The sequence below is a fragment of the Streptomyces sp. CA-135486 genome, from assembly GCF_050936555.1.
Classification (GTDB): Bacteria; Actinomycetota; Actinomycetes; order Streptomycetales; family Streptomycetaceae; genus Streptomyces.
In genome coordinates, this window is sequence record NZ_JBNJMM010000002.1 from 3818001 (window position 1) to 3840907 (window position 22907).

At 68.2% G+C, this 22907-nt stretch carries 18 protein-coding genes and 4 pseudogenes; 9 read left to right on the forward strand and 13 right to left on the reverse strand.

Annotated elements, in window-relative coordinates; translation table 11 throughout:
• The first annotated feature begins 993 nt into the window (after nt 1-993).
• Nucleotides 994-1194: a type II toxin-antitoxin system VapB family antitoxin gene (locus tag ACQEVG_RS36860; RefSeq protein ID WP_432992176.1), complete on the forward strand. Its 201-nt coding sequence runs from the start codon at nt 994-996 to the stop codon at nt 1192-1194.
• A 475-nt stretch (nt 1195-1669) separates the two neighbouring features.
• On the opposite strand, the gene ACQEVG_RS36865 is transcribed toward ACQEVG_RS36860, so the two are convergent.
• The 4 genes from ACQEVG_RS36865 to ACQEVG_RS36880 all read right to left on the reverse strand — a co-directional run bounded on the left by ACQEVG_RS36865 (nt 1670) and on the right by ACQEVG_RS36880 (nt 7316).
• Nucleotides 1670-4240 (reverse strand): NACHT domain-containing protein, encoded by a 2571-nt coding sequence (locus ACQEVG_RS36865; protein ID WP_432992179.1) that lies wholly within the window; start codon nt 4238-4240, stop codon nt 1670-1672.
• 346 nt (nt 4241-4586) lie between these two features.
• Entirely contained in the window at nt 4587-5054 is a 468-nt protein-coding gene (locus tag ACQEVG_RS36870) for a cupin domain-containing protein (protein ID WP_432992182.1), read from the reverse strand.
• A 190-nt stretch (nt 5055-5244) separates the two neighbouring features.
• Nucleotides 5245-5691, reverse strand: a complete 447-nt coding sequence (locus ACQEVG_RS36875; RefSeq protein WP_432992185.1) for a DUF6069 family protein — start codon at nt 5689-5691, stop codon at nt 5245-5247.
• 29 nt (nt 5692-5720) lie between these two features.
• The gene (locus ACQEVG_RS36880; RefSeq protein ID WP_432992188.1) at nt 5721-7316 is read right to left on the reverse strand and encodes a CocE/NonD family hydrolase; all 1596 of its coding nucleotides are present in this window, start codon (nt 7314-7316) and stop codon (nt 5721-5723) included.
• 104 nt (nt 7317-7420) lie between these two features.
• Between ACQEVG_RS36880 and ACQEVG_RS36885 the strand changes: the two genes are divergently transcribed.
• Nucleotides 7421-8038 carry a TetR family transcriptional regulator gene (locus tag ACQEVG_RS36885; RefSeq protein WP_432992191.1) on the forward strand — a complete coding sequence of 206 codons (618 nt, stop codon included), beginning with the start codon at nt 7421-7423 and terminating at the stop codon, nt 8036-8038.
• Nucleotides 8039-8249: 211 nt separating this feature from the next.
• Here ACQEVG_RS36885 and ACQEVG_RS36890 read toward each other — a convergent pair whose 3' ends face one another.
• Nucleotides 8250-10736, reverse strand: coding sequence for a SpoIIE family protein phosphatase (locus tag ACQEVG_RS36890; RefSeq protein ID WP_432992194.1), 2487 nt, complete (start codon nt 10734-10736; stop codon nt 8250-8252).
• Between the two features lie 484 nt (nt 10737-11220).
• Here ACQEVG_RS36890 and ACQEVG_RS36895 point away from each other — a divergent pair, with 484 nt between their 5' ends.
• The 3 genes from ACQEVG_RS36895 (at nt 11221) to ACQEVG_RS36905 (ending at nt 13470) form a co-directional block, all read left to right on the forward strand.
• Nucleotides 11221-11958 (forward strand): hypothetical protein, encoded by a 738-nt coding sequence (locus ACQEVG_RS36895; protein ID WP_432992197.1) that lies wholly within the window; start codon nt 11221-11223, stop codon nt 11956-11958.
• 223 nt (nt 11959-12181) lie between these two features.
• A complete protein-coding gene (locus ACQEVG_RS36900; protein WP_432992200.1) occupies nt 12182-12709 on the forward strand; it encodes a hypothetical protein in 528 nt (175 codons plus the stop codon).
• A 161-nt stretch (nt 12710-12870) separates the two neighbouring features.
• Complete coding sequence (locus ACQEVG_RS36905; RefSeq protein WP_432992203.1) at nt 12871-13470, forward strand: O-methyltransferase; 600 nt, start codon at nt 12871-12873, stop codon at nt 13468-13470.
• A gap of 478 nt (nt 13471-13948) precedes the next feature.
• Here the strand turns inward: ACQEVG_RS36905 and ACQEVG_RS36910 are convergent, their stop codons facing one another.
• Complete coding sequence (locus tag ACQEVG_RS36910; protein WP_432992206.1) at nt 13949-14824, reverse strand: NAD(P)-dependent oxidoreductase; 876 nt, start codon at nt 14822-14824, stop codon at nt 13949-13951.
• A 118-nt stretch (nt 14825-14942) separates the two neighbouring features.
• Here ACQEVG_RS36910 and ACQEVG_RS36915 point away from each other — a divergent pair, with 118 nt between their 5' ends.
• Nucleotides 14943-15527 carry a TetR/AcrR family transcriptional regulator gene (locus ACQEVG_RS36915; RefSeq protein ID WP_432992209.1) on the forward strand — a complete coding sequence of 195 codons (585 nt, stop codon included), beginning with the start codon at nt 14943-14945 and terminating at the stop codon, nt 15525-15527.
• Nucleotides 15528-15789: 262 nt separating this feature from the next.
• Here ACQEVG_RS36915 and ACQEVG_RS36920 read toward each other — a convergent pair whose 3' ends face one another.
• Nucleotides 15790-17712 carry a SpoIIE family protein phosphatase gene (locus tag ACQEVG_RS36920; RefSeq protein ID WP_432992212.1) on the reverse strand — a complete coding sequence of 641 codons (1923 nt, stop codon included), beginning with the start codon at nt 17710-17712 and terminating at the stop codon, nt 15790-15792.
• A 414-nt stretch (nt 17713-18126) separates the two neighbouring features.
• Here ACQEVG_RS36920 and ACQEVG_RS36925 point away from each other — a divergent pair, with 414 nt between their 5' ends.
• Nucleotides 18127-18357, forward strand: coding sequence for a response regulator transcription factor (locus tag ACQEVG_RS36925; protein ID WP_432984269.1), 231 nt, complete (start codon nt 18127-18129; stop codon nt 18355-18357).
• Here ACQEVG_RS36925 and ACQEVG_RS36930 read toward each other — a convergent pair.
• Nucleotides 18326-18772: a response regulator transcription factor gene (locus ACQEVG_RS36930; RefSeq protein WP_432992215.1), complete on the reverse strand. Its 447-nt coding sequence runs from the start codon at nt 18770-18772 to the stop codon at nt 18326-18328. The two genes, ACQEVG_RS36925 and ACQEVG_RS36930, sit on opposite strands and share 32 nt — an antisense overlap.
• 55 nt (nt 18773-18827) lie before the next feature.
• A complete protein-coding gene (locus ACQEVG_RS36935) occupies nt 18828-19043 on the reverse strand; it encodes a hypothetical protein (RefSeq protein ID WP_432992218.1) in 216 nt (71 codons plus the stop codon).
• Between the two features lie 452 nt (nt 19044-19495).
• Here ACQEVG_RS36935 and ACQEVG_RS36940 point away from each other — a divergent pair.
• Nucleotides 19496-19859: pseudogene (locus ACQEVG_RS36940) on the forward strand (hypothetical protein).
• A pseudogene (locus ACQEVG_RS36945) lies at nt 19856-19997 on the forward strand (nucleotidyl transferase AbiEii/AbiGii toxin family protein); the annotation flags it as partial. The pseudogenes ACQEVG_RS36940 and ACQEVG_RS36945, both read left to right, overlap by 4 nt.
• A gap of 204 nt (nt 19998-20201) precedes the next feature.
• On the opposite strand, the gene ACQEVG_RS36950 reads toward ACQEVG_RS36945, so the two are convergent.
• From ACQEVG_RS36950 to ACQEVG_RS36965, 4 genes and pseudogenes are all read right to left on the reverse strand, one after another.
• A complete protein-coding gene (locus tag ACQEVG_RS36950; protein WP_432992221.1) occupies nt 20202-20978 on the reverse strand; it encodes a hypothetical protein in 777 nt (258 codons plus the stop codon).
• Nucleotides 20975-21228 (reverse strand): annotated as a pseudogene (locus tag ACQEVG_RS36955) (IS256 family transposase); the annotation flags it as partial. The gene ACQEVG_RS36950 and the pseudogene ACQEVG_RS36955, both read right to left, overlap by 4 nt.
• 176 nt (nt 21229-21404) lie before the next feature.
• Nucleotides 21405-21635, reverse strand: a pseudogene (locus tag ACQEVG_RS36960) (RICIN domain-containing protein); the annotation flags it as partial.
• 118 nt (nt 21636-21753) lie between these two features.
• On the reverse strand, nt 21754-22887 hold the full coding sequence (locus tag ACQEVG_RS36965; protein WP_432992224.1) for an alpha/beta hydrolase family protein: 1134 nt from the start codon (nt 22885-22887) through the stop codon (nt 21754-21756).
• Between the last annotated feature and the right edge of the window lie 20 nt (nt 22888-22907).

The window sequence follows — 22907 nt, forward strand, 5'->3', positions numbered from 1 at the left end:
AGCGGTACCGCATAATCGCCTGGTCGCGGCACGGTCGGGAGCAGATTCGTCACTGCCGTAAAGCACTCGGCGCAGGCATCACAAAGTCTGCTCGGGTACGCCGAACCTCACGGCACCACCAAGTGGCGTAGGTCGACTAAAGCGCCGGTCTGTCCCGCCCGCACGAGCACACAATGCTGTCGTCCTGCACTGACACGCAGGTGGGACTGGGCCCTCGCACGTGGCGCCGCAAGGCTCCCGCTCGCATACGGCGGGCGGGTTCACGCAGCAGTCACCAGCGACTTCACCACCTCCGTCCGGCTCGGCGGCACCCGACTCCTCCGCTAATTCTCCCGGCGTCGCTTCGCTGGAGGCCGGACGCTCACTGTGACCCAACTGCTTCTCCTTTCCCACGCGTTCTCGTATTTCCGCGCGAACGGATCGCACGCCGGTTGCGTGAACTGAATGGTGGCCAGTTTTGCCGGTCGGTCGCGGCAGGCCCATTGCACCTATCGCGCCGCATTGATGTCAAGTAATCCCTTGGCATTCTCCTTCCTGTCATTTCACTTCGGGCGAGAAATGCAACTGACATGGGGTCAAACAGGCACCGCGAGGGGGCGAAAAGTCCGAAGTAAGCCCAATAGGTGATCTATTTCCCGGGGGTGAACGGGCAGGAATCGGAGGCAGAACCAAGGGATCCGGTCTGACGGCCGACCGCATAATTTCCTGCGGTCACAGCCCGGTCCGTTCCCGCTGTCGACCACACGCGGGACGTTGGGACCCACAGGTCCCAGGTATCGTGCCGGGGCTTGTTGGCCAGCACGAACGGCAGGCCAGCGGCGCACAGGCCGGCGGGGAAGCTGTCCTGATCGCCGTAGACGTGGTCGGCGGGCACCGTGCGGAAGCCCGGCCGGGGTGTTCGCCCTGTTGTTGTCCCGTGCCATTGAACCGCAGCGGGAACGATGCGCTGCTGTGCGGCTGTTAGAGTCCCGGACCGATGAAGGGGGGCCGCTCGTGGCCAAGGTCAACATCAGTCTCGATGCCGAACTGGTGGTGGAAGTGATGGTCCTGGCCGGGGTCGGCTCGCCCCAGGACGCCGTCGAAGCGGTCGTGCGTGACTACATCGCCCGGGGACACCGAACCGAGGCACGCACCGAGCTCAAAGACCAGAGCCTGCGCGAGGTCGAGGTCAAACCGCAGGAGCCTCACGGCTGACCACCGTGATCGCGTGACGTCGCTCCTGCTCCATTGCACGCGTCCAAGGCTCGAGGACAGGGCAGTTGCAAGTGACGAGCCTCTCGGGATCCCATTCCGGGAGGCATGGCCACCAGACTGTGCGAGTGACGATTCGAGTACGCGCCCGCGAGGTCGACGACAACGAGGGCAGTCGGCTGCTGCGGATCATTCTGGCGAAACCGCCACGCCGACGACCGGCGCCTACGCGCCGTCGTCGACAGGGCGAACGTTGCCTGATGCGGCGCTGGATAACATCGGCAGGGGCAGTACGTCCTCCAGGCGCGCGCTGCACGTTTCTGCTACCCGGTGCGGCAGCACTAGGAGCAGGACGGCGTACCGAGGCGGGCGGCTCCGGTCGTCAGCCGATAAAGCCCGCTGTGGCCCTGCCGGTTCGGCCGGACCATCGCAGGCGGTCACGCTGTCGAGATCGCCTGGCGCTCAGCATGGGAAACCTTCACTGATGCCCTTCGCGTACCGGCGATGGCGGGAATCGTGGCCAGGACAGTGGCCGGCGCGACGCTCCGGGCTCGTGCGGCCGCCATGGGGCGGCGAGATGGTGCTGCAGGTCGATGTGACGGAATTGGTGGACTGTTCCTACCTGGCGCAATACACCGCGTCGTTCGTGGGCGTCGGTGAGGAAGGCGGTCAGGTCCCGGGGGAGGTGTCGGCGCGCCGCCAAGTGGTAGCGGGTAAGGGTGTAGTACCACCAGGCGTTGTGGCCGAGCGCCGCCGCGAGGCCGACGGTGAGTCCGTAGGCGAGACCGCGGTCGATGATGTGGGGCGGACTCATCGACATCGCCTGTCCGCCGGTGGTCCCTCGGCCCAGACCGTAAAGAAGCCCGCCCTGTACGGCGTATTCGACGCCGTAGCACAGCAGGAACGCGGCGCCGACCGCGAGGCCGACGACAGTCCACAGCCTGCGGAAGATCCTTCGGTCCTGCTTCAGGAGGGCGGCCGGTCCGACCGAGGTGGCGAGATCAGCCGGTTTGCCGGCGAGGCCGTGGGCGATTCCGACAGCAAGCCCGAACGCGCATGAGAAGGCGAGCATGGTCGTGAAGGTGTAGGAGGGAGTGCCGGTGAGGAGCGACTGGATCCTGAGGACCCCCCAGTGGGTGACGCCGATGGTGGAGCCGCTGGCGAGGCCCACCGAAAAGCCCCGCCAGTTCCAGGCCCACAGCGTGCGCACGGTCGGGATGGCGTTCGGGCGGCACGCGGACAGGCTGCTTGCCCGAGCGCCGATGGCTCCGCCGGCCAGTGCGTAGACTGCCCCGTTGACGAGCGCACCGACGGCCGCGGCCGTCGGGCCGTAGTTGTGGCGGAACGCGAACCAGAGGACGGCCCCGGCGGTGAAGCCGAGGGCACACATGCGCCAGTCCCAGAGCCGGCAGTGTGGGCGCCCCGAGGGCGTCCCGGGCTGCCGAACCGCGAGTCTGCTCGACAGGGCACCGACGATTCCGCCGGCGAAGCCGTAGGCGAGTCCATAGGCCAACGTGGCCGATAGCCATCCTGGCTGCCCCGTGCTGAGCACGTGGGGCACGCCCTCGGCGACGCCCCCAATCACCCCTGCGACGATGCCGCAGCCGATGCCGCCTGCGATGCCTCCGGCCAGGCCCGCGACGACGGCTGCGGGCGGGCCCGTCTGCCACCCGGAGTCGAGGCCGGCGAGTAGCGCCGTGAACCTGCCCACCACGCTGGCGGCGGTCCAGGCGACGACACCGAGGACAACTCCTGTCACCACCTGGGCGATAGGGGACGGCAGCGCACGGCGCACCTGCCACCAGGCCAGGTCGGCAGTACCGCCCAGGGTGTGTTGCAGGTGTCGCGCCAGAAATTGCAGGGCGTGCTCGGCCTGCTGGGGAGACCAGCGACACGGATACCGCGGATGTGGCCGGTAGGCGGCCGGCACGTACGCGTCGAAGAGATGGGCCCGGACAGCTGCGGTGTCGGGGAAGCGGGTCGGATCGCACAGGTCGGCAGGCGTGGGGAGGACAGTGGCTTGTTCCCCTGGCCGGGGGTTGTACACCGTCCTGGCCAGAAAGAGCATCAGTGGTGTGGTCAGTGCACGCGCCACGGGGGCATCGGTGCCGAGCAGGCGAATCACCGGATCCCAGCGGGCAGCCGCCGCTGTGTGCTGGCCCCCGGCATCCCGTTTCAGATAGTCGGCGATGTCCGGCGCGTCCAAGGGGTGCAGCTCCACGGCGGCGGCACCGCAAAGCCTGACCGGTACCCCGCGGGCCGGGGCCTGCGTGTCCCCGTACTCCGTCACGCGGCTGGACAGCACCAGCGGCTGGCCGAGTGGCAGGGCGGCGTTGATCGCATCCAGCGCCATGGCGCGGAACGGTTCGGGAATCTCGTCGAACCCGTCCAGGACCGGCAGGATCAGTTGGTGCTCCAGCAGTGCTCGGGCATGGCTGACCTGCCCAGGGTGCTCCGCATGCCCCACCTCTGGGCTGCCAAGACCGCTGTAGTCACGCGCGAGGCGTTCCGCCATCCAGAATTCCAGCGTCTGCTCCGCAGGATTCCACGAGGCCAGCGGGAACAGCACCGGAACCGGGCTTCCCTCTGTGCGCTCGGCGGCCAAGGCCAACAACAGGCGGATCAGCAGCATCGTCTTCCCGCTTCCCGGGTTGCCGAGGACCACAAGGCGGCGGGTCGGCACCCGTTCCAGGAACACCTCGGTGATCTCCCCGCCTGTCCCGGCCAGTCCAGCAGGCCCAGTGGCCCAGCCGGAGGGAGGAGCCGACCGGCCGGACGGCCAGTCCCCGGCCATCTCCCGCAGGAGGGACCACGACTCGCCGAATCGCGGATCGGCTGCCTGCCAGGAGACCGGGAGCGGATAGGGGTCGTTCAGCCGCCGCACCCGGGCCTCCGACTCCCACTGGCTCCGCACGGCCACTGCCAGCCGATCGGCGATCTGGGCCACGCCGTACCCGTCGGCTGCCTCCCGCCGATCGGCCCGGAAGGTTGCCCAGGACAGGTACAGGCCGCCTACGGACGGAAGCAGAGCCGCTACCGTCTCTGCCACCCGCAGGTCGAAACGGACGGCAATGCACACGGCCCCGGCCATGCCGCCAACTGCCAACACGAGATAGAGCACGCCAACCCGCCGCGTCCGCCTGCCATTCCCCATGGCCGGATTTTCCAGCGGCAGGAACAGGAGGCTTGCGGGAACAGCGGCCCCGCCCCACGTACGAGTGACAGGTTGCCGGCCTCGCCCGGGATTTCGCTGTGGTCGGGGCGCACCTTTCGTCCCGGCGGGCTGGAGGCCGGTGCCCCAGCCGATCCGGTCAGGGCAGCCCCGCCGCTGCTCGCGGCAGCTCCGTGCCGACCGCCGCGCCGAGAGGAGGGTGGGACGCGGTGAGGGCGGATGGTCAGCGAGGTGGTCCGATGATGCGGTTGCCGCGCAGGGCGGCGGCTTCGGCGAGCTTGGCTTTGGTGATCTCGAACCCGTCAGGGCGGGGGGTGGTGACGTCGTGTCCGGCGTGCCGGAACATTTCCTCTATGCCCGCGGGGGTGGCGATGAGGAGGAGGTCTGCGCCGTCGGACGTGATGCGGTAGCCATGGGGGATGTTGCGGGGCAGGTAGACGACGCCGCCTTCGGACAGCTCGTGGCGTTCGTCTCCGACCCACACGAGGGCTTCGCCCTTGAGGAGGAGGAACACCTCGTCCTCGCGGGTGTGGAGGTGGAAGGGTGGGGCCTCGTCCTTGGGGACGTCGAACCGTCCGACAGTGAGCTGTCCTTCGGTGGCCTGGCTGTCGAGCAGGATCGTGAACAGCCCGCCGTCGAGCCATTCAAGGGTCTGCTGCTGGTCGGGTTGGGCGAGGTAGGCCATGGTCATGGACGTCTCCGGGGTGGGTGCGGCGGCTCGCGTGGGGCGAGTCAGGCGAGGAGGAGGCCGACGCCGGCGTCGGCGACGACCTGGAGCGGGGCCCAGTTTGAAGCGCGGTAAGCATGGGGTAGACGCTGCCGACGTCGTTGGTGACGCCGGCGATCGCACCACGAGCTCTTCGGATGGGCTGAGCCTGGCGTCAGGATCGGCGCAGTGACGTGATCACGAATGCGGGGATCACCGCCGCGCCGACGATCAGGTGCGTCAGGGCCAGCAGGAGCTGGTCGGATGTCGTGATGCCGGCCCCGTTGTAGGGAAGACCGCCGACGAGCACCAGAACCGTGAGCGCAAGCCAGATGACGGTGGCCCGCCGTGGGACGAATCGTTCCAGCAGCTCCAGGAGTCCCCAGCCGATCAGCGCCGGGACGACGGAGGCGGCGATCACCACGCTGATCAGGATGGGCTGGGCCGGCCGGCCGAACACAGCGGGAGTCCTGAGGTCGTACCCGGCGACGTCGGTGAGGACGAGCACGTACGCGAGGTTCGCGAGGAGAGCGATGCCGATGGCGGCCGGTCGCAGTACCCGGGCGGGGGTTTCGGTGAGGCGGCGGGTGGATGGTCTCGGTGCAGACGATGTGGTGGGCATGATGGTTGCTCCGTTGGAAGAGGTGGGGGTCAGCTGATGACGGGCAGGATGAGGTGGGAGGCGTGGTCGGCGTCGTGGTGGATGAGGTCGCGGCCCACCTGGTGGCCGTAGTAGTGGTGGAACAGGCCGTCGGCGACCGGGGAGTCGCCGTTGGCGATCTCCAGGCGGATGCGGCTGCCCTTGGGGAAGAGGTAGGAGGTCGGCCAGACCTCGATCTCGTAGCGGACGACGGTCCCCGGCTCGATCGGCTGCGGCGGATGGGTGCGGTGGGAGGCCTTCAGCCAGCCGCGGGTGACCATCGCGGAGGGCGGCGGCACGTTCTTGGCGACCTTGCGCATGAGGGCCTCCTTGAGCTTCGGAACGGCCTTCTGCTCGGAGACCTTGACGTGGAAGTCGGTGTCGGTCTGGTCGGACTCGGCGTACAGCACCAGGGTGATCTTCCCGGTGACCTCGGTGTCGTGTTCCAGCGGCGGGGTGGTGAAGGTGAGGATGCCGCGGGTGGGCTGCGGGATGCCGTCGGTGATGACGGTGGTGCCCACCGTCCACTCGGGGTTGGGGTAGTCGTAGGCGGTCGGCTCGCCGGCCGGCCGGGTGGGTCGGGTGGTGGTGAGGCTGCCGTCGTTGAGTGAGCGCACGGCGTGTGCGGGTTCGGGGTGCAGGTAGAACGTGGTCGGCACGGCGCGCTGGGGCGGCCATTCGGATTCCGCCCGCGGTCGGCTCCCGGTGTTGCCGACCTGGATACGGACCGGCGGGCCGTCCATGACACCGTTGTTGACGCCCTTGAGCCAGTGGTCGTACCAGGGGCGGATGTAAGTGTCGAGGAACTCGGGTTGGTAGTAGCGCTCGTGGCTGTCGATGCCGGCGAGCACGACGAGGCGCTTGTCGGCGCCCTTGAGCCGTTCGTAGCCGTCGAGCTGACCGCGCAGGTGAAGGCCGACGCCGTACCACCAGGCGATGTTGAGGACCGGGACGTCGATGTCCTCCACCTTCACCGCTCGCTGGTCCCACCAGTCGTCGACGACGGGCCGGTCCAGGGTCATGCCGATGATGTCGGCGGTGATGCCGCCGGGCCGGGGCGGGGTGCCGCCGCCGATGGTGGCGCTGGCGCGGAGGGTGTCGGTCGACCAGAAGTTGAGGAACCCCATGGAGTAGACCCCGCCGTGGTAGACCGCGTCGTGGTAGAGGTCCGTGAACCCGCTGTAGATCAGCGCGCAGGTCAGGTGCGGCGGGCGCTGCGCGGCGGCCAGCCACTGGTTCACGCTGTAGGCGCTCTCCCCGATCATCGACACCTTCCCGGTCGACCAGGGCCGGGAGGCGATCCACTCGATGGTGTCGTAGAAGTCGCGCTGCTCGGCGGGCCCGAACAACTCGAACTCCCCCTCGGACCTGCCGGTGCCGCGCTGGTCGCCGACCACGACCGCGTAGCCGTGGCCGGTCCAGTAGTCGAGCGGGCCAGTCTCGATGTACCGGAACATCGACACCGCCGGCAGGTACAGCAGGTCCTTCTGGTAGGGCGCTACCGCGTACAACGCCGGGAACGGGCCGTCCCCGTCGGGCAGGTACACATCGCCGCAGATCCGGACGCCGTCGGACGCCGTGATCCACTCATCCTTGATCGCGTACATGACCAACTCCTAATTTCCCCACATGTGGAAACTAATTTCAGCGTATGCTGAAACTGTCGCGGACGGAAGTCCCTTCTCTGACCTGTTACGGAAGGTGATGCGGTGTGACTGGGCGAGGCCCCCGGGGAGAGCGCGGAGAGCAGGCGGACAAGATCATCGCCGCCGCCCGCAGATCCTTCGCCAGCCGTGGCTACGCCGCGACCTCACTGCGGTCGGTCGCCCAGGACGCCGGCGTCGACCCCGGCCTGGTGCACTACTACTTCCGCACCAAGACCGGGCTGCTGGAAGCGGTCATGCAACCCCCCGAGGCGTTCGGCGCAGCCGTGGCCGCCGCCGCCGAGCAGCCCATACACCAGCGCGGACGCGCGTTCGTACAGGCCACCTTGCGCCTGTGGGAAGACCCCGCCTCCGCCGAGATCCTGCGTGCCATCATCCTCACCGCCGCCCAGGAACCCACCGCCATGCACCGCCTGCGGCAGTTGTTCTCCGAACTCGTCCTGGCCGTCGTCTCCCACGGCCTGCCCGACACCGAACGCACCCTGCGCGCCAGCCTCATCGCCACCCAGATCGTCGGCATGGTCATGAACCGCTACATCTGGCAGGTCGGCGACATCGCCACCCTCCCCGCCGACACCGTCACCGACCTCCTTGCCCCCACCATCCAGCACTACCTCGCCGACACCCTGCCCACGAAGTTCGGCGACGGCTGGGGGCTGAGCTGACCGGCCCGTCCGGTGAACGGCGAGGACGAAAACCCCGGCTCGTAGTCGGCTTCCGCAGGTCAGGCAGCGTGGCGTATCACCGCGAAGCGGCGCTTCGGCAGGTTTGGACGCAGCGAGTTCCCGCCGGCCTACGTCATCTTTCGGATAGCCCTGCGGGGGCTCGTGGGTGGGTGGACAAGGTCCTTGGGCAGTGCCGCGCTGCTACGTGCCGTTATGTGCCGGTGTCGACACCGGTGCGGGTGGTGCGGGATGCGAGGTGTGGGCTTGTTTTGGAAGGTAGTTGTTGTTCTGCCCAGATGGTTTTGCCTTGAGGGGTGTAGCGGGTTCCCCAGCGTTGGGCGACCTGGGCAACGAGGAAGAGTCCGCGTCCGCCTTCGTCGGTACTGAGGGGGCGGCGTAGGTGTGGTGAGGTGTTGCTGCTGTCGGATACTTCGCAGATGAGGGTGCGTTCTCGGATCAGGCGGAGGCTGATGGGCGGGGTGGCGTGTCTGATCGCGTTGGTGACAAGTTCGCTGACGATGAGTTCGGTGGTGAATGCGGCGTCCTCGAGGTTCCAGGCGGTCAGTTGCCGGTTGGTCATCTGTCGGATGGTGTGTACGGCTGAGGGGACGGCGGGTACGTCCCAGGTGGCGACGTCGTCGGTGCTGAGTGCGCGGGGTCGGGCGACGAGGAAGGCGACGTCGTCGCGCGGGTGCTCGGGCAGCAGCATCCGGACCATGGTGTTGCAGATTTCGTCGAGTGGGCGGTCGGGGTGGGCCAGCGCGAAGCACAGCCGTTCGAAGCCGACGTCCACGTCGCGGTCGGAGGCTTCGATGAGGCCGTCAGTATAGAAGGCGATCACGCTTCCTTCCTTGACGTCGATCTCGGCGGATTCGAACGGCAGGCCGCCCAGTCCGAGGGGTGGGCCTGCGGGTATGTCGGGGAATTCCACTGGTTCACGCAGGTGCGCTATGGCGGGGCTGGGATGTCCGGCCCGTGCCACGGTGAGTTTGCGTGAGATGGGGTCGTAGACGGCGTAGACGCAGGTCCCGCCAATCACCAAGGCGCCGTCGGCGGTGGCATCGGCTTCGTCTGCGAGTCGGATCACCAAGTCGTCGAGGCGGCCCAGGAGTTCGTCGGGGGGCAGGTCGAGGTCGGCGAGTGTCTGCACGGCGGTGCGCAGTCGGCCCATCGTGGCCGCGGCGTGGATGCCGTGTCCGACGACGTCCCCGACGACCAGAGCGACCCGTGCACCGGACAGCGGGATGACGTCGAACCAGTCTCCGCCGACCCCGGCTTCGGTGTCGGCGGGAAGGTAGCGGTAGGCCGCCTCGACCGCGCTCTGCTCGGGCAGTCCGTGGGGGAGCAGGCTGTGCTGGAGGGCGAGTGCGGTGTTGTGTTCGCGGGTGAAACGTCTGGCGTTCTCGATGCAGACGGCCGCGCGGGCTGCCAGTTCTTCGACGAGAAGCTGGTCGTCGTCGTCGAAGGGCTCTGAGTGCTTCCACCGCAGCAACGTGGCCACGCCCATGGTCATGCCTCGGGCCTGGAGGGGGACGACCAGGTGGGAGTGCACGCCCAGAAGATTCAGTTTTGCCCTGCGCAGCGGGTCCTGGGCCAGCCACGACGTTGACTCGTCGATGACCGGGTCGCGGATCGAACGACCGGTGTTCAGGCACCGGCTCTGCGGGGAGGCCAGCGGGTAGCGGGTGGGGTCCCCGGCCGAGACAACGACGTCGGGGAGACCTTCCTGGATCGAGAGATGCGCTGCGCGGCGCAGTTCTGTCTCGCCGCCCACCGCGACGGGCGTGAGCTCGCGGGCCGCCAAGACCGTTTCCAACAGGTCGACCGCGACGAAGTCGGCGACCTGGGGCACCACGATCTCGGCCAGCTCGCGCACGGTGCGGTCCAGGTCCAGAGTGGTGCCGATACGGCTGCTCGCCTCGTTCACCAGGGCGAGTCGCTGGCGGGCCCGGTCGTGGTCGGCGACGTCCACCGTGGTCTGGCACACGCCCAGGACGCGGCCCGTGCGGTCCTGCAGACGGAAGGACGCACAGAGCCTGACGCGCTCACGGTCCTGTCGGTGGGGCTCGCCAGGGTCAGGTACGTCGCGCTGGAACGTCAGCAGCGTCTGCCCGCTGCCCAGCGCCTGCCTGGCCTGCCACTCGAGGGTGGATTCTGCTTCCCCGGCCGTCGCCTGCCCGACTCTGCGGCCGACGCGCAGCTGGAAAGGCACACCGTCCATGCTTTCCAGCACGCGGTTGACCAGCTGGTACTGCAGCTCGGTGTCCACCACAGCTATCCCTATGGGCGACTGGTCGAGCAGGCCGTGCAGCACTGCCTGGTGCAGTTCCCACCTGCGGGGCGCGCTCACCTCGCTGCCCACGACAAGCCAGCTTCGGCGCCCACCACCGTCATGGAGCGGGCAGATGCGCAGTGCCAGCTCTACGTGGTGGCCGGCGCGATGCCTGACGGCGATCAGACCTTCCCAGCCGTTGCCCCCACGGCGCGGCTCGGACACTGCGGACGCGAGGTCTGCTCCGCCGGTCAGCAGCGAGGCCGCAGGCCGCCCCAGAATCTCGCGTGCCTGGTAGCCGAGCAGCGCCTGTGCGCCCTTGCTCCATCGCTCGATCAGACCGTGCGCGTCAATACCGACCACAGCCGCATGGGTGATGTCGAACGGCTCAGTGAGGTATTCGTACGCCGTGCCCTGTGTCGCCATGGTGTGGATCCCCTCGAGGGGCCTAGTCCATAGGACCACAATCTCACGCCGGTGCACGGCCTTGCGCCGTGCGCCGCTGCCGCGCCGGATTGCAGGCCGGGGGTGGCGTGCGGCCGCGGGGCTCGTGGGCCGGGTCGGGGTGGGCGCGGGTGTGCCGTAGGAGGCTGTGGTGGCGTGTGTCCTGGGGGTCCGGGCGGGTGGGGGTCGGGCTGCTGTGTGTGGCCGGGAGTGTGGCTGTGCTGCTGTCGGGTGGTGTGTTTTTCGCGTGCTTTTACGCGACGTTTATGGGTGTGTCAAGCCACGACTTGTCGGAACGTGACCGGGTGGCGTGGTTCGGGCCTACTGGAAGTGCGGCCTCACCGGAAGAAAAAAATGAGGCGGCACGGTGAAAGGGAATTCCTTTCCGAGGGTTTTCCTCCTTTTACACGTCATCCCGGTTTCCCGGGAAATTCAATGAATCCATCTATTTCAGTAGGAGTAAGTCATGTCTCGCACCGTTAACACCCACCGTGATGCCCGTTCCAAGCGTCGGGGTCTGCGTCTGGCGACGTTTTTCGCCTCGGGCACTTTCGTGGCGGGGGCCGCCATCATTCCGGCTTCCTCCGCGATGGCGGCCCCGATGCCGGCCTCGCCGGCGGTGAGCCTGGCCACCCATGTGGACAAGCACGACACCAAGCACGACAAGAAGCACGACAAGAAGAAGGTCGTCGTCAAGGTCGTCATCAAGAAGGACAAGCACGGCAAGAAGAAGGTGGTCATTGTTGTCGTCAAGCACGACAACAAGAAGGACGACAAGCACGACAAGAAGCACGACAAGAAGCACGACAAGAAGGACGAGAACAAGAAGGGCGACCCGAAGAAGAAGGACGACCCGAAGAAGGACCCGAAGGACAACAAGAAGGACGACCCGAAGGTCGACCCGAAGGACAACAACAAGAAGGACCCGAAGGCCGACCCGAAGGACAACAAGAAGGAGGAGCCGAAGAAGACGGGTGGTGCTGGTGGTACCGGTGGCGCTGGTGGTGTCGCGGGCGGTACTGGTGGCGCGGGTGGCAAGGGTGCTGACACGGGTGGTGCTGGTGGTACTGGTGGCGCTGGCGGTGTCGTGGGCGGTACTGGTGGCAAGGGTGGTACCGGGGGCACCACGGGTGGTGCCGGTGGCACGGGCGGCACCGGTGGTGTCGTGGGTGGCGACGGCGGTGCGGGCGGCGACGCCGTCTGAGGCGGCTGTTTCACCCTGTGGTCACATCGGCGGCCCGGACGGCTATGCCGTCCGGGCCGTCCCGGACCACCCCTCGGCGGGGTGGAGGCCCCGAAGGCCTCCACCCCCTGCCGGTCTTCTGACCGGGTCCCGGTCACCGCGCCGCGCTGCGGCCGCTGACCGGCGGCCGGACGTACAGCGCCCGCGGGCGCCACGCCCCTGTGTGAGGGAAACGGAGAACCTCATGTCTGGAAGTTTCTGGCAGCGTCGTTTTGTCCTGGCGCCGGTCTCGCTGGTTTTCGCGGCCGGTGTCGCCTGTGCCGCGCAGGCGCCGCACACCGCTGCGGCAGGCCCTGGCCAGCGGGCCGAGGCTGCTGGGCTCGCCGGTAGCGCCGGTAGCGCCGGTAGCGCCGGCACGGGCGGCAGCGGTGGTGTCGGTGGTGTCGGTGGCACGGGCGGTGAGTGCGGCACGGGTGGTGAGGGCGGTAAGGGCGGCGACAGTGGCAGGGGTGGCGGCCCGGGTCGGTCGGGGGAGCCGGGCAAGCCCGGCACGCAGGGCTGTACCCGGTTCGAGGACCTGCCGGACAAGCCGAAGGACAAGCTGACGCTGGCGGACCGGGTCAGGATCGTGATGGTCGTCCTGCACGGACCCACGACAAGCGCCGAGGCCGCCAGGAAATACAAGATGCCGGCGCACGAGATCGACACCTGGAAACGGCAGTACCTCGCCGGCGACTGGGCCGCGCTGATGGGTAAGGATGTCCCCTCCTGATACGCGGCCACGGGACGCAGACCGGAATGTCGGCGACCGGGCCCGCACACGCGGGCCCTTCCGGTTGCGGGCGCCCGCCCGCCGCGCGGTCCCCTGACGCCCGCCGCCGAGGGGCGACAATTGATGTTGCGTGGGAAGCATGGCGCTTGCATCATCCCTGGATGGACGACGCACCAAACACATTCCCAACTGCTCTGCCCGCGTTGCGCGTTGCGGCGCATGAGGCGGGCTTCACCATGTCGTGTGAGGAGCGAACCGGCAGCTTGCTGGCCGTACTCGCGGCTGCCCGGCCGGGTGGCCGCATTCTTGAACTCGGTACCGGCGTGGGCGAAGGCACCGCTTGGCTCCTGAGCGGGATGGACGGAGCCTCTCGTCTGGTCACGGTCGAACTCGACACTGCTGTCCAGGCGGTTGCCCGCGAGCAGTTGGGGTCTGACCCGAGGGTGACCTTTGTGGCCGGAGACGGCGGCGAATGGCTGGAAGGCTACGACGGGGAGCCCTTCGACTTGGTGTTCGCGGATACGTGGCCTGGCAAATTCACCCACCTTGAACGAGCCTTGGAACTCGTAGCCCCTGGAGGGACCTACCTGATCGACGACCTGTTCCCGCAGCCAGGGTGGCCAGCGGCCCACGAGGCCTCCGTGAAACGTTTGCTGGCCGAACTGGAAGGATGTCACGATTTCCGATCCGTCCGACTGGCATGGGCAAGCGGACTTGTCATGGCTGTGCGGGGTGCATCGGAGTCAACGGCCCGTTCATGATGGGGTCTGCGCCAGCGATCAGCTCGAGGGCTTGGGCTTCTTGGTCCAGGCGTCCGCGCAAGGGTTCTTGTCTGGTCAGGCCGTCGGGGTCATCACCGTAATGAGCGCCCAGTTCAAGTGAGCTTCGGAGTGCTGGGGCAGGCGTTCGTCGTCGCGGACGTTGCGGCGGGCGTTCATGATCCAGCAAAGCGTCCGCTCGACCCTCCAACGGCGGGACAGGACGACGAACCCCTGGTGCCCTTCGGCCTGGAGACGATGGGCAAGGTGATCCAGAGGCGTTCGCGGGCCCAGTCCACGAGTTCGCCGGCGTATCCGCGATCGGCCCCCACCTGGGTGATCTGCGGCTGTGCGAGACGGAGTCGCCAGAACACATCCCGCGCGGCGTCACGGTCCTGGAGGTCGGCGGGCGTCACCGTGATCACCTTTTCGCGGCGCCGTAGCCGCGGCTGTTCAGTCCGACGGTGGAGGCACACTGCGACTATCCTCCAGCCCTCTTCATCAGCTCCACCACGCTGGAGAAGCTGTCCGCCCCAAGTCCGGCGTCCATGCCGCGCCGGAACAGATCGACCACGGCGGCTGGAAGCGCTGTGTCGACGCCTGCGTCGGCGTTGGTGTGCAGAACGTGTTCGACGCTGGCCATGCCCATGGAGAGGCGGTCCACGTCGCCGCTGTGCTCGCCGGCGTCGATGCGCTCGGCGTAGAAGGAGAGAAAGCCCGGCATCCCGGTCATGGTCTCGGTGGCGTGCGGGAGGATGTCCGCCGCCGTGAGGCCGTTGGCGTCGGCGAGGGCGATGGCCTGCCAGTAACTGAGCATGGATGTCCAGAACATGACCATGCCGATCTGGTACATGAGCGCGGCCAGGCCGGGATCCTCACCCCGGTAGTCCGTGCCGGTCAGGACTTCGAGGGTGGTCCGGTGCGCCTCGAACACCTCGCGCGGCCCGCTGTAGAAGGTGGACGACTGGGGCTGGCCGATGCCGGAAGGTGGGACAGTGACGCCACCGGTGAGGTGGACCCCGCCGTGCTCGGACACCCACCGCGCCCCGGCGCGGGTCTTCTCCGGGGTGTCGGAGCTGAGGTTGACGAGCACGCGGCCGGTCAGGGCGTGGGACGCCGGTTCCAGCACGGCGTACATCGCGTCGTAGTCGGTGAGGCTCAGGACGACGAGCTCATTGGCCGCCAGGGCGCCTTCGGCGCTCTTTGCGAGAACGGCGCCGCGCGCGACGAGGGCATCGGCACGGGACGCGGTGCGGTTCCAGACGGTGACCCTGTGGCCCTTGTCGAGTAAGGCGTGAACCATTGCCTGCCCCATGGGGCCGAGTCCGATGACGGTCAGGGACTGCTTGCTGCTCATTGGGAAAGACCTCCGCGGTACGAGTGACGACGGCTTACTAAAACGAGCGCTCTATCTAGAGCGCGGAGGCAATGTAGCACGGCTCTAAAACGAACGTTCTAACCAGTAAGGTGTGGACATGGGACAGGCCAGCACCCGGGACCGGATCGTCATCGCCGCAGCGCGCCTCCTGCAGCGCCAGGGCTATGTCGGCACGGGCATCAAGCAGATCGCCAAGGAGGCGGAGGCAACACTGGGCTCCGTCTACCACTTCTTCCCGGGCGGCAAAGAGAGCGTCGCGGTCGCTGCCATCGAGTACGGCGGCCAAGAGTTCGCGATGCTCCTCCGTGATGCGCTGGACAGCGCGGACGATCCGGGCGCGGCCGTGGAGGCCTGTGCCCGGCAGCTCGCCGAAGGGCTGCGCGCATCGGGTTGGACCGACGGCTGCCCGGTCACGGCAACGGCGCTGGAAACGCTGGGGAGCGAATCCGACATCCAGCAGGCATGCGCCAAAGCGCTGCGCAGTTGGGAGCAGATCGTCACCGAAAAGCTCCTGCACTCCGGCTTCCAGGCCCCCGACGCCGGGGAGTTGGCGACCATCATCATCAGCGCCCTGGAAGGCGCCGAGGTGACGGCCCAGGTCAACCGCAGCGAGGAATCTTTGCGGGCGACTGGCCGGCAACTGGCCCGCTTGGTGGGTTCGTACGGAGTGTCCCGATCGTAAGTACCACTTGTGATGGGGAGACAGGACCTTACATCGCCTCCCTGCTGCGGAGGGAACTGGGTGACGCTCAAGCGCGGGAGCACCTTTTCAATCAAGGTGACACGCGTGGCTCCCAACGCCGTCAAGAGCCTGTCCACCCTGCTTGAAGAGGCGCGCACCTGGACCACCTCGGACTGACCCGAAAACCGGCCCCACCTGGTCAGTTAGAAACGATCAACACATTACGGGTAATTCGATTGCCCAGGACAGGTGTGGCTGGATTTCAGCTCTCGGTGAGGGTTTGTTCGGTCCAGACGGTTTTGCCGATGGGGGCGTGGCGGGTGCCCCAGCGGTGGGCGAGTTGGGCGACGAGGAGGAGGCCTCGTCCTCCTTCGTCGAAGGTGCGGGCGCGTCGCATGTGGGGGGCGGTGTTGCTGGAGTCGAAGACTTCGCAGATGAGGGTGGTGTTGGTGTGGATGAGGCGGAGTTGGATGGGTGGGTGGCCGTAGCGGATGGCGTTGGTGACGAGTTCGCTGACGGTGAGTTCGGTGGTGAAGGCGGCGTGGTCGAGGTTCCAGGTGGTGAGTTGGTCGGTGGCGTTTTTGCGGGCTTGGGCGACGATGGCGGGGTTGCTGTCGAGGTTCCAGGTGGCGACTTTGTCGGTGTGGAGGGCGCGGGTGCGGGCGATGAGGAGGGCGATGTCGTCGTCGGGGTGGTGGGTGAGCATGGTGGCGAGGATGGTGTCGCAGAGGGTGTCCAGGGTGGGGGCGGGGCGGGCGAGGGTGGCGAACATGGTGTCCAGGGCGTCGTCGATGTCGTGGTCGCGGGCTTGGAGGAGTCCGTCGGTGTAGAGGGCGAGGAGGCTGCCTTCGGGGAGTTCGGTTTCGTAGGTTTCGAAGGGCAGGCCGCCCAGGCCCAGTGGGGGGCCGGCGGGGACGTCGAGGAAGTGGACGGTGCCGTCGGGGGTGACCACGGCGGGTGGGGGGTGGCCGGCGCGGGCGAGGGTGCAGTGGCGGGAGACGGGGTCGTAGACGGCGTACAGGCAGGTGGTGCCGATGCCTCCGGCGGTTTCGGCGGCGCCTTCGGTGCCGGCTTCGTCGGCGGAGAGGTGGATGACGAGGTCGTCGAGGTGGGTGAGCAGTTCGTCGGGTGGCAGGTCGACGTCGGCGAGGGTGCGTACCGCGGTGCGTAGCCGGCCCATGGTGGCGGAGGCACGGATGCCGTGTCCGACGACGTCGCCGACGACCAGGGCGACTCGGGCGCCGGACAGGGGGATGACGTCGAACCAGTCGCCGCCCACGCCGGCCTGGGTGCCGGCGGGCAGGTAGCGGGAGGCGATCTCCAGGGCCGCCTGATCGGGCAGCGTGTGGGGGAGCAGGCTGCGCTGCAGGGTCATGGTGGTGGTGTGCTCCCGGGGGTACCGGCCGGGAGCGGGAGGGAGATCCTCCCCGGACCCCGAGTGCGCCGCCAGGTACTCCCCGGACCCGGGGTTCGCCGTCAGGCACACGGCCCGCACCCGCCCGTCGCGGTCTTTCAGCGGAACGAGGGAGGCGGGTCGGTCGCGCTCCGCGCCGGCACCGGTGGGGTGGAGGCGGGCCTCCGTGTGCTGCACCTTTCCGCTCTCCAGTGCCCGGCGCATCGTCGTCTCCGCCTCCTCGCTGACGGGATGCGGCACGATTTCCGGCAGCCGCAGCCCGCGCATCTGCTCCTGCGTGAGCAACAGCGCACGCTCCATGCCGGCACTGGCCCCCACCAGCCGCAGGTCCGCATCGAAGAGGGCCAGGAGGTCGGGGGACTGGCGAAACGCCCACTCCTGCAGCGCCTCACCCTCCGGCGGGCGGGCCTGGCCGGCCACGGCCGAGACCACGAGCCACCCGCCGCCCGGGGTGCGGCGGTGCGCGAGCAGGTGCTGCTCGAGCCGGCGGCCGTCCCGGTGCCGCAACGCCACGGTGCCGCTGAACCGCTCCCGCCCGCCCGCATCCCGCCACGCCCCCTCCCCGGCGTCATCGGCGTCATCGGCGAGCAGCCGGGCAGCGGCCCGCCCCACCACCTCCGAAGGCAGATAGCCCAGCAGCCGCCGGGCACCCTCGCTCCACCCCGTCACCATGCCCTGCTCATCGACGGTGGCCGTCGCGGTGCAGGCCGGCCCCGGGGTGGCGTCCGACGCGTCCGGCCGCTCACCGGGAGGGGTGGGAAGTCGCTCCATCGCCGCTCATCTCGCCGTTCGGGAACCTGCACGCCCCGGGCCCCCCTGACCAGCATGATCCTCACAGGCACCGAGCACCAACCCAGCGCTGGCACGAAGGGCCCTGCCCCAGGCTCTGCCGCCGGAGGGGACTGGCGGCTCACCAGCAGGCCCGGCACGCCCCCGCCCGGCCCCCGCCAGGCAAGGCCCGGCCTGGGGCGGGAGAGCATCTTCGCAGCCATGCGGCTCTTGCTGTGATCGCGCTGTGGCGTGCCTGCGGACCCCTGTGACAGGCCTGTGACAGTCGGCGGACACCGTCATGAAGTAGCCCCGCCAAGCTCTTCAAAAGGGACAAAACGCAGCATTCCAGCGTATGTCCCCTGCTTCCGAGGGTGTGAGCAGTGATGACCGAGCCGATCCGTCGGAGGAAATCCCATGAGTCTCACCCTCACCACGCCGTACGCCGAAGCCCCCGCGCCTGCGCTGGCCCCGCGTGAGCAGGAGACACTGCGGCATATCGCCGCAGGGCGCACCTACCTGCAAACAGCCCGCCACATGGGACTCTCCCGGCACACGGTCGACGCCTACCTCCGCCGAATCCGGACCAAGCTCAACATCACCACCACCGCCGAACTCACCCGACTCGCCATCTCCCTGGGACTGTGACGCCATGACACCCGCCCGCACCAGGCGGAAAACCGCAAAGAAAACGGGGAGCGGCCGCGCACGTGGCCGAGTTCCCCACGTCGGCCCGGTGAGCAGTGGCACGCCAGGGCCACAGTTCCGTTGCTGAGCGGTCTGAACCAGCACTGGGCGCTGTTCCCGGCGCGTGGCAGCCGGGGGCGGAGGGTGCATGCCCGCTGTCGGCCGGACGGCCCGGATGCCAGGGATTGACGAGGCCCAGCTGCTGAGCCTGCAGCACCGTGGTCACACGGTCATGGATCCCGAGTTTGCGGTAGATGTTTTCCAGGTGCCGGTTGACGGTGTGATGAGAGATCGCCAGGCGCCGTGCCATCGCCGCAGCCGTGCATCCTAGGCCAGGAGGCCGAGCACAGTCAGCTCTCGTGGCGTGATGCTGCACTGCGCGGCCTCACGCCAGGGGGCGGTTCCGTGTGGCGAAGGCGAGGTCCCGCTCGCTAAATCTGCCCCGGCCTGCCGAGGATGAAGCCGCGGATCGCCTCACGCGAAGCGGAGAGCGGGAGGTTCATCTGCCTCGTCGTGCCGTAGATTTCGCGTGCTTCGTTGTAGGTGTCCGATCGGCGCCAGATCCGCCGCTCGGTGATGGAGTCCACGGTGGTGGGCGCGGGCTGCCCGTTGCAGACATGTTGAAACAGCGGATGCCTCTGCCGCATGCGACGGTGCACCAGATCCGCCAGAGGCGTTCCTCCTACCAACAGAGGTGCCCATCCCTCGGCCGTTGCTGTGCGTGCCTTCCACCGCAGATCGACGAAGGACTGCGACAGCGAGATCGAGCATCTCTCGTAGTCCCGCCTTGGTAAATCCCCCATGGCACCAGCATCCGGCATGACGCGAGATCGATTCACGCTTGGATGCCCGAACCATCTTCATGCCACTCGCGTAGCGTCCCCCGCCGCCGCACTGCCCGTCGCGGATCCGTCCAACCGTACGCAGTAGTGCCGCGTGGAGGAGCGGGCGCTGATCCCAGATCCCGGCAGACGCCACCCCTGCGGATTCGATTGTCGGGCTGCACATGAACTCGACGACAACGTGCATGTGAATCAGTCGCACCCGCGGACGGGAGGCGCATGCCGCGTCTGCGGTACAGGGAGAGAGCGATTACGGGATAACGGCTTCGGTATATTCCTCTTCGTCGCCGCCCGTCGCCGAGGTGCTGCGGGCACGGTATGCGGGTCGGCTGCCCGCATCTCTCGACGATCTCTCCGGGCCGTCCACGGCCAGGTCGAGCTCCCGCTCCACGTCGCCTGGTCCGGGCTCGGTACGGATGACCTGGACCGCCCGAGGCAGCGGATGAGCCTGTACCGCACGGTGCTGGCCGAAGGGCAGCACGACGACCTCGTTACTTCCTCAACCGGAGTCTTCTCCTCGCTCAGTGGCCGGTGCTGCGCACGCTTGTCAGCCAGCACATTCGCCACGTGCGGGAGGACGCTTTCCCCGTGCTCGCCAGCCGGACGTCCGTCGCGGCGTGAACCTTGGCGATCTGCACCGTCGGCTCCTGGGCGACGCCCTCACCATCGGTAGCCCGTACTAACTGGTCATCACCGGCGGATACGCCGTGCAGACCCGTGGCCTGGTCGAGTGCCTGAGCCAGGACCTCGACGTCGACGGCGACGACATGGCAACAACAACTCGACCCGGTCGCACAGTCGTTGGCGCGCCCTCACGCCACCGTTACGCTGTCGGCCCGACGGAGTCCTTGATGCCGTACATGCCATTGCCGATGGGGGCACCTCAGACACTCAAGACACTCAGCGCGCTGCAACGGGTCGCCCCGGTCGGCCTCGAGCAATCATCTAGACCTGTGGATCGGCTCAGAAGTCGGGGTGAACGCGTAGCCTGGCGAGGGCTGCGGGTGCGTTATCGGCCTTGAATGACCAGCCCGGCATGCCACCCCAAGAGATCGACAGCCGCAAGTAGTCGACCAGGGTGATGTCCGGCCGCCCACCAACGCCGTGGATGACGGGGTCAGCGACTGTGCGGGCCAGCGAGACGTCGTGAGTGGATCCGCTGATGCTGGCCTTGTGAAGCTCGTCCGTTGCGAAGTCGAACACGAATCCCTCTTCCGCGAGTTCGGGGTCATCCTCCAACTGCTCGCGGTACTCGGTCCAGCTGTAGCGAAGGTACTCAACGTCCGGAGGAACCAGAGCATCGGGAAGCACGCCGGCAATGCTGTACTGGTCCGCTGAGTGGTAGCACTCGTCCAGAGCTGGACAGTCCCCTGCGAACCACACTCCACCGACGTATCGAAGACAGGCATCGAGGGCTATGGGCATGGCGACGATTTCACCGGCGAGTACGGACAATTCCTCCCGGTCCGCGTCCGTCGGGGGTGTCAGAAGTGTGCCGCTGGGCACCAGGCCGAGGTCAGTCAACTGCTCCGCCAGTCGGGCAACGTGACCGGTCACCAGTTGCATTGTCTGCGCCGCCACGACAACGCAGTCCTCGATCAGGGCATCAGGAATGGGTCCCAGGCATCGGAGGTCTGCCCAGACACCCTCATGGTCACCGCCGATGTAACGCTGCGTGTAGGAAGCCATCGGGGCAGCCTGCCCGACTTTCATCATGGGCAGCAAGCTCACATGACTCACGCCACGGCCTCCTGGCGCTCCGCCGAGACACCACGCTTGAACCGCGCCCCGGCACGGACGAGGGCGACGAGGTGGGGTGCGTTCACGGGCCGCCACCGCTGCTGGGCGGACTCGACGAGCTTGAAGACCGTTGCGAGGGCTGCGGTGCGGGAGCCGGCGCGCGGGTGACCTTGGTGCGCGGGCGGACGATGGCGAACGTGGACTCGATCGGGTTGGTCGTCCGCAGGTGGATCCAGTGCTCGGCGGGGAAGCTTTCCCTCGGCTGCGCGGACCTGTCGCAACCGCAGAGAGCGCGGCGAGGGCCAGGACCACGCTGTACAGGCCCTGTTGCCTGCCTCCGTGGTGCTGCCCTCGCCGCTCCGGCCGCTCTTCCCCCGCAGGCCTGTGATGGGCTTGGGCCTGTCGGTTCACGGCATTCCGACGGGCTTAGCGGAGTCGCCAGTGCTGGTTGGCGCCGCCGTGGCAGCCGCCCGACCAAGCGATCACCGATGTTCCGTTCGCCGCGCTCGCGTTGTAGACGTCGAGGCAGTCGCCGTCGTACTCACTACGGATCAGGTAGTACCCGTCAGCCGCGTACTCGAGATACCACTTCTGGTGGCTCCCACCATGACAGGGCCACTGGAAAGTCGACCTGTTCGCGCCTGACGACGACAGGCAACTCGCGGTGGCGCGTCAGCGGTTGCGGCCGCAGGACTGACGGATCGCTCTGAACCATTACCCGGCGGCAGTGGGTTGGGGCCGGCGGGTCTGGGGGCCGGCGAACGCCTGGCACGTCCTACGAGCGAATGAACCGCATCTCCGGGTAGCGGGCGCAGGGTCCGGTCAGGATGGCGGGTCGGGCCTGCCGCAGGTGCAGATCGAAGAAGGCCCGCAGATAGGCGCGTTCCACGGTAATGGCCCGCTGCCCGTCGAGCGGCCCGAGCGCTGCGGTGAGCTGCTCCGGGCTGATCCCCAGCGCGGGCGCCGCCTGCGGCAGCAACACCGACAGGTCGGTGAAGGAGGCGTGCCGGGAGCCGGTCAGCCGCAGCTCCCGCCGCCAGCCGCGGAGGTGGGGCCAGAGCGCTTCCCAGGTGCCGTCGTCCTCCTGGTCCGCGCCCATCAGCAGGAAGGGCAGGTCCACCCCGGCGGCGCTGACGGACCGTGTGACCGAGCCGTCCATGTTGACCCCCGCCCGGATGCGGCGGTCGCGCCCCATCAGTGCCGCGGCGGTCGCCCCGCCCAGGGAATGCCCGAACATCCCGGCCCGCGACAGATCGAACGCTCCCCGTCCGATCCCGGCCAGCCGGTCCAGTACGAACCGGGTGTCGGCCACCCTTACCTCAAGGGCCTTGACGATCACCGGGTCGCCGCTCTCGTCGCCGGCCAGGGGGATCTTGCCGGCCTCCACTCGGCCGTCCGGGAACTCCACCTCCGATGCGTCATAGGTGTGGTCGACGGTGACCACCGCGTACCCGTGGCTTGCCAGCTCCTCCACCAGCGCGGTGCTGGAGGTGCGGTCCTGCCCGAAGCCGGGCGAGTACACCACGACCGGCAGGGGCCCGCGGCAGATGTCCAGCGGGGCGCCCGGATGTCCGTGGGTCACCGGGAGCCGCACCGCGTCCTCGGGGATCCCGGTGGCCTTGCGGTAGTGCGCGGCGGCCCCGGGCGACATCCAGGGTGCTTTTGGTCGCCCCTCGGTGTCCCGGGCCGGGTACCAGAGTTGGACCATGATCTCCCGGTAGGGGCGGCCGGACCCCCAGGGGTCCGGCCGGGACCGGTCGACCAGGTGAAGCGAACGGGTGCCGATCCGCCGCCGGTACGGCCCGCCCGGGCCGGGCAGCGTGAGCCGCACCGGAGCGGCGGCGAGGGCGGTCTTGGCGGTGGCGGGGCCGGCCGCCAGAACCGGCATGAGCGTGGCCCCGAACATCATCAACGCCCTCCGGCTGATCC

Coding starts and splice junctions, on each gene's coding strand:
- ACQEVG_RS36870 (WP_432992182.1), bottom strand. CDS start 5,054: ATGACCATGGCCTACCTCGCCCAACCCGACCAGCAGCAGACCCTTGAA.
- ACQEVG_RS36875 (WP_432992185.1), bottom strand. CDS start 5,691: ATGCCCACCACATCGTCTGCACCGAGACCATCCACCCGCCGCCTCACC.
- ACQEVG_RS36880 (WP_432992188.1), bottom strand. CDS start 7,316: ATGTACGCGATCAAGGATGAGTGGATCACGGCGTCCGACGGCGTCCGG.
- ACQEVG_RS36890 (WP_432992194.1), bottom strand. CDS start 10,736: ATGGCGACACAGGGCACGGCGTACGAATACCTCACTGAGCCGTTCGAC.
- ACQEVG_RS36895 (WP_432992197.1), top strand. CDS start 11,221: ATGTCTCGCACCGTTAACACCCACCGTGATGCCCGTTCCAAGCGTCGG.
- ACQEVG_RS36900 (WP_432992200.1), top strand. CDS start 12,182: ATGTCTGGAAGTTTCTGGCAGCGTCGTTTTGTCCTGGCGCCGGTCTCG.
- ACQEVG_RS36905 (WP_432992203.1), top strand. CDS start 12,871: ATGGACGACGCACCAAACACATTCCCAACTGCTCTGCCCGCGTTGCGC.
- ACQEVG_RS36910 (WP_432992206.1), bottom strand. CDS start 14,824: ATGAGCAGCAAGCAGTCCCTGACCGTCATCGGACTCGGCCCCATGGGG.
- ACQEVG_RS36915 (WP_432992209.1), top strand. CDS start 14,943: ATGGGACAGGCCAGCACCCGGGACCGGATCGTCATCGCCGCAGCGCGC.
- ACQEVG_RS36920 (WP_432992212.1), bottom strand. CDS start 17,712: ATGGAGCGACTTCCCACCCCTCCCGGTGAGCGGCCGGACGCGTCGGAC.
- ACQEVG_RS36925 (WP_432984269.1), top strand. CDS start 18,127: ATGAGTCTCACCCTCACCACGCCGTACGCCGAAGCCCCCGCGCCTGCG.
- ACQEVG_RS36935 (WP_432992218.1), bottom strand. CDS start 19,043: ATGCGGCAGAGGCATCCGCTGTTTCAACATGTCTGCAACGGGCAGCCC.
- ACQEVG_RS36965 (WP_432992224.1), bottom strand. CDS start 22,887: ATGATGTTCGGGGCCACGCTCATGCCGGTTCTGGCGGCCGGCCCCGCC.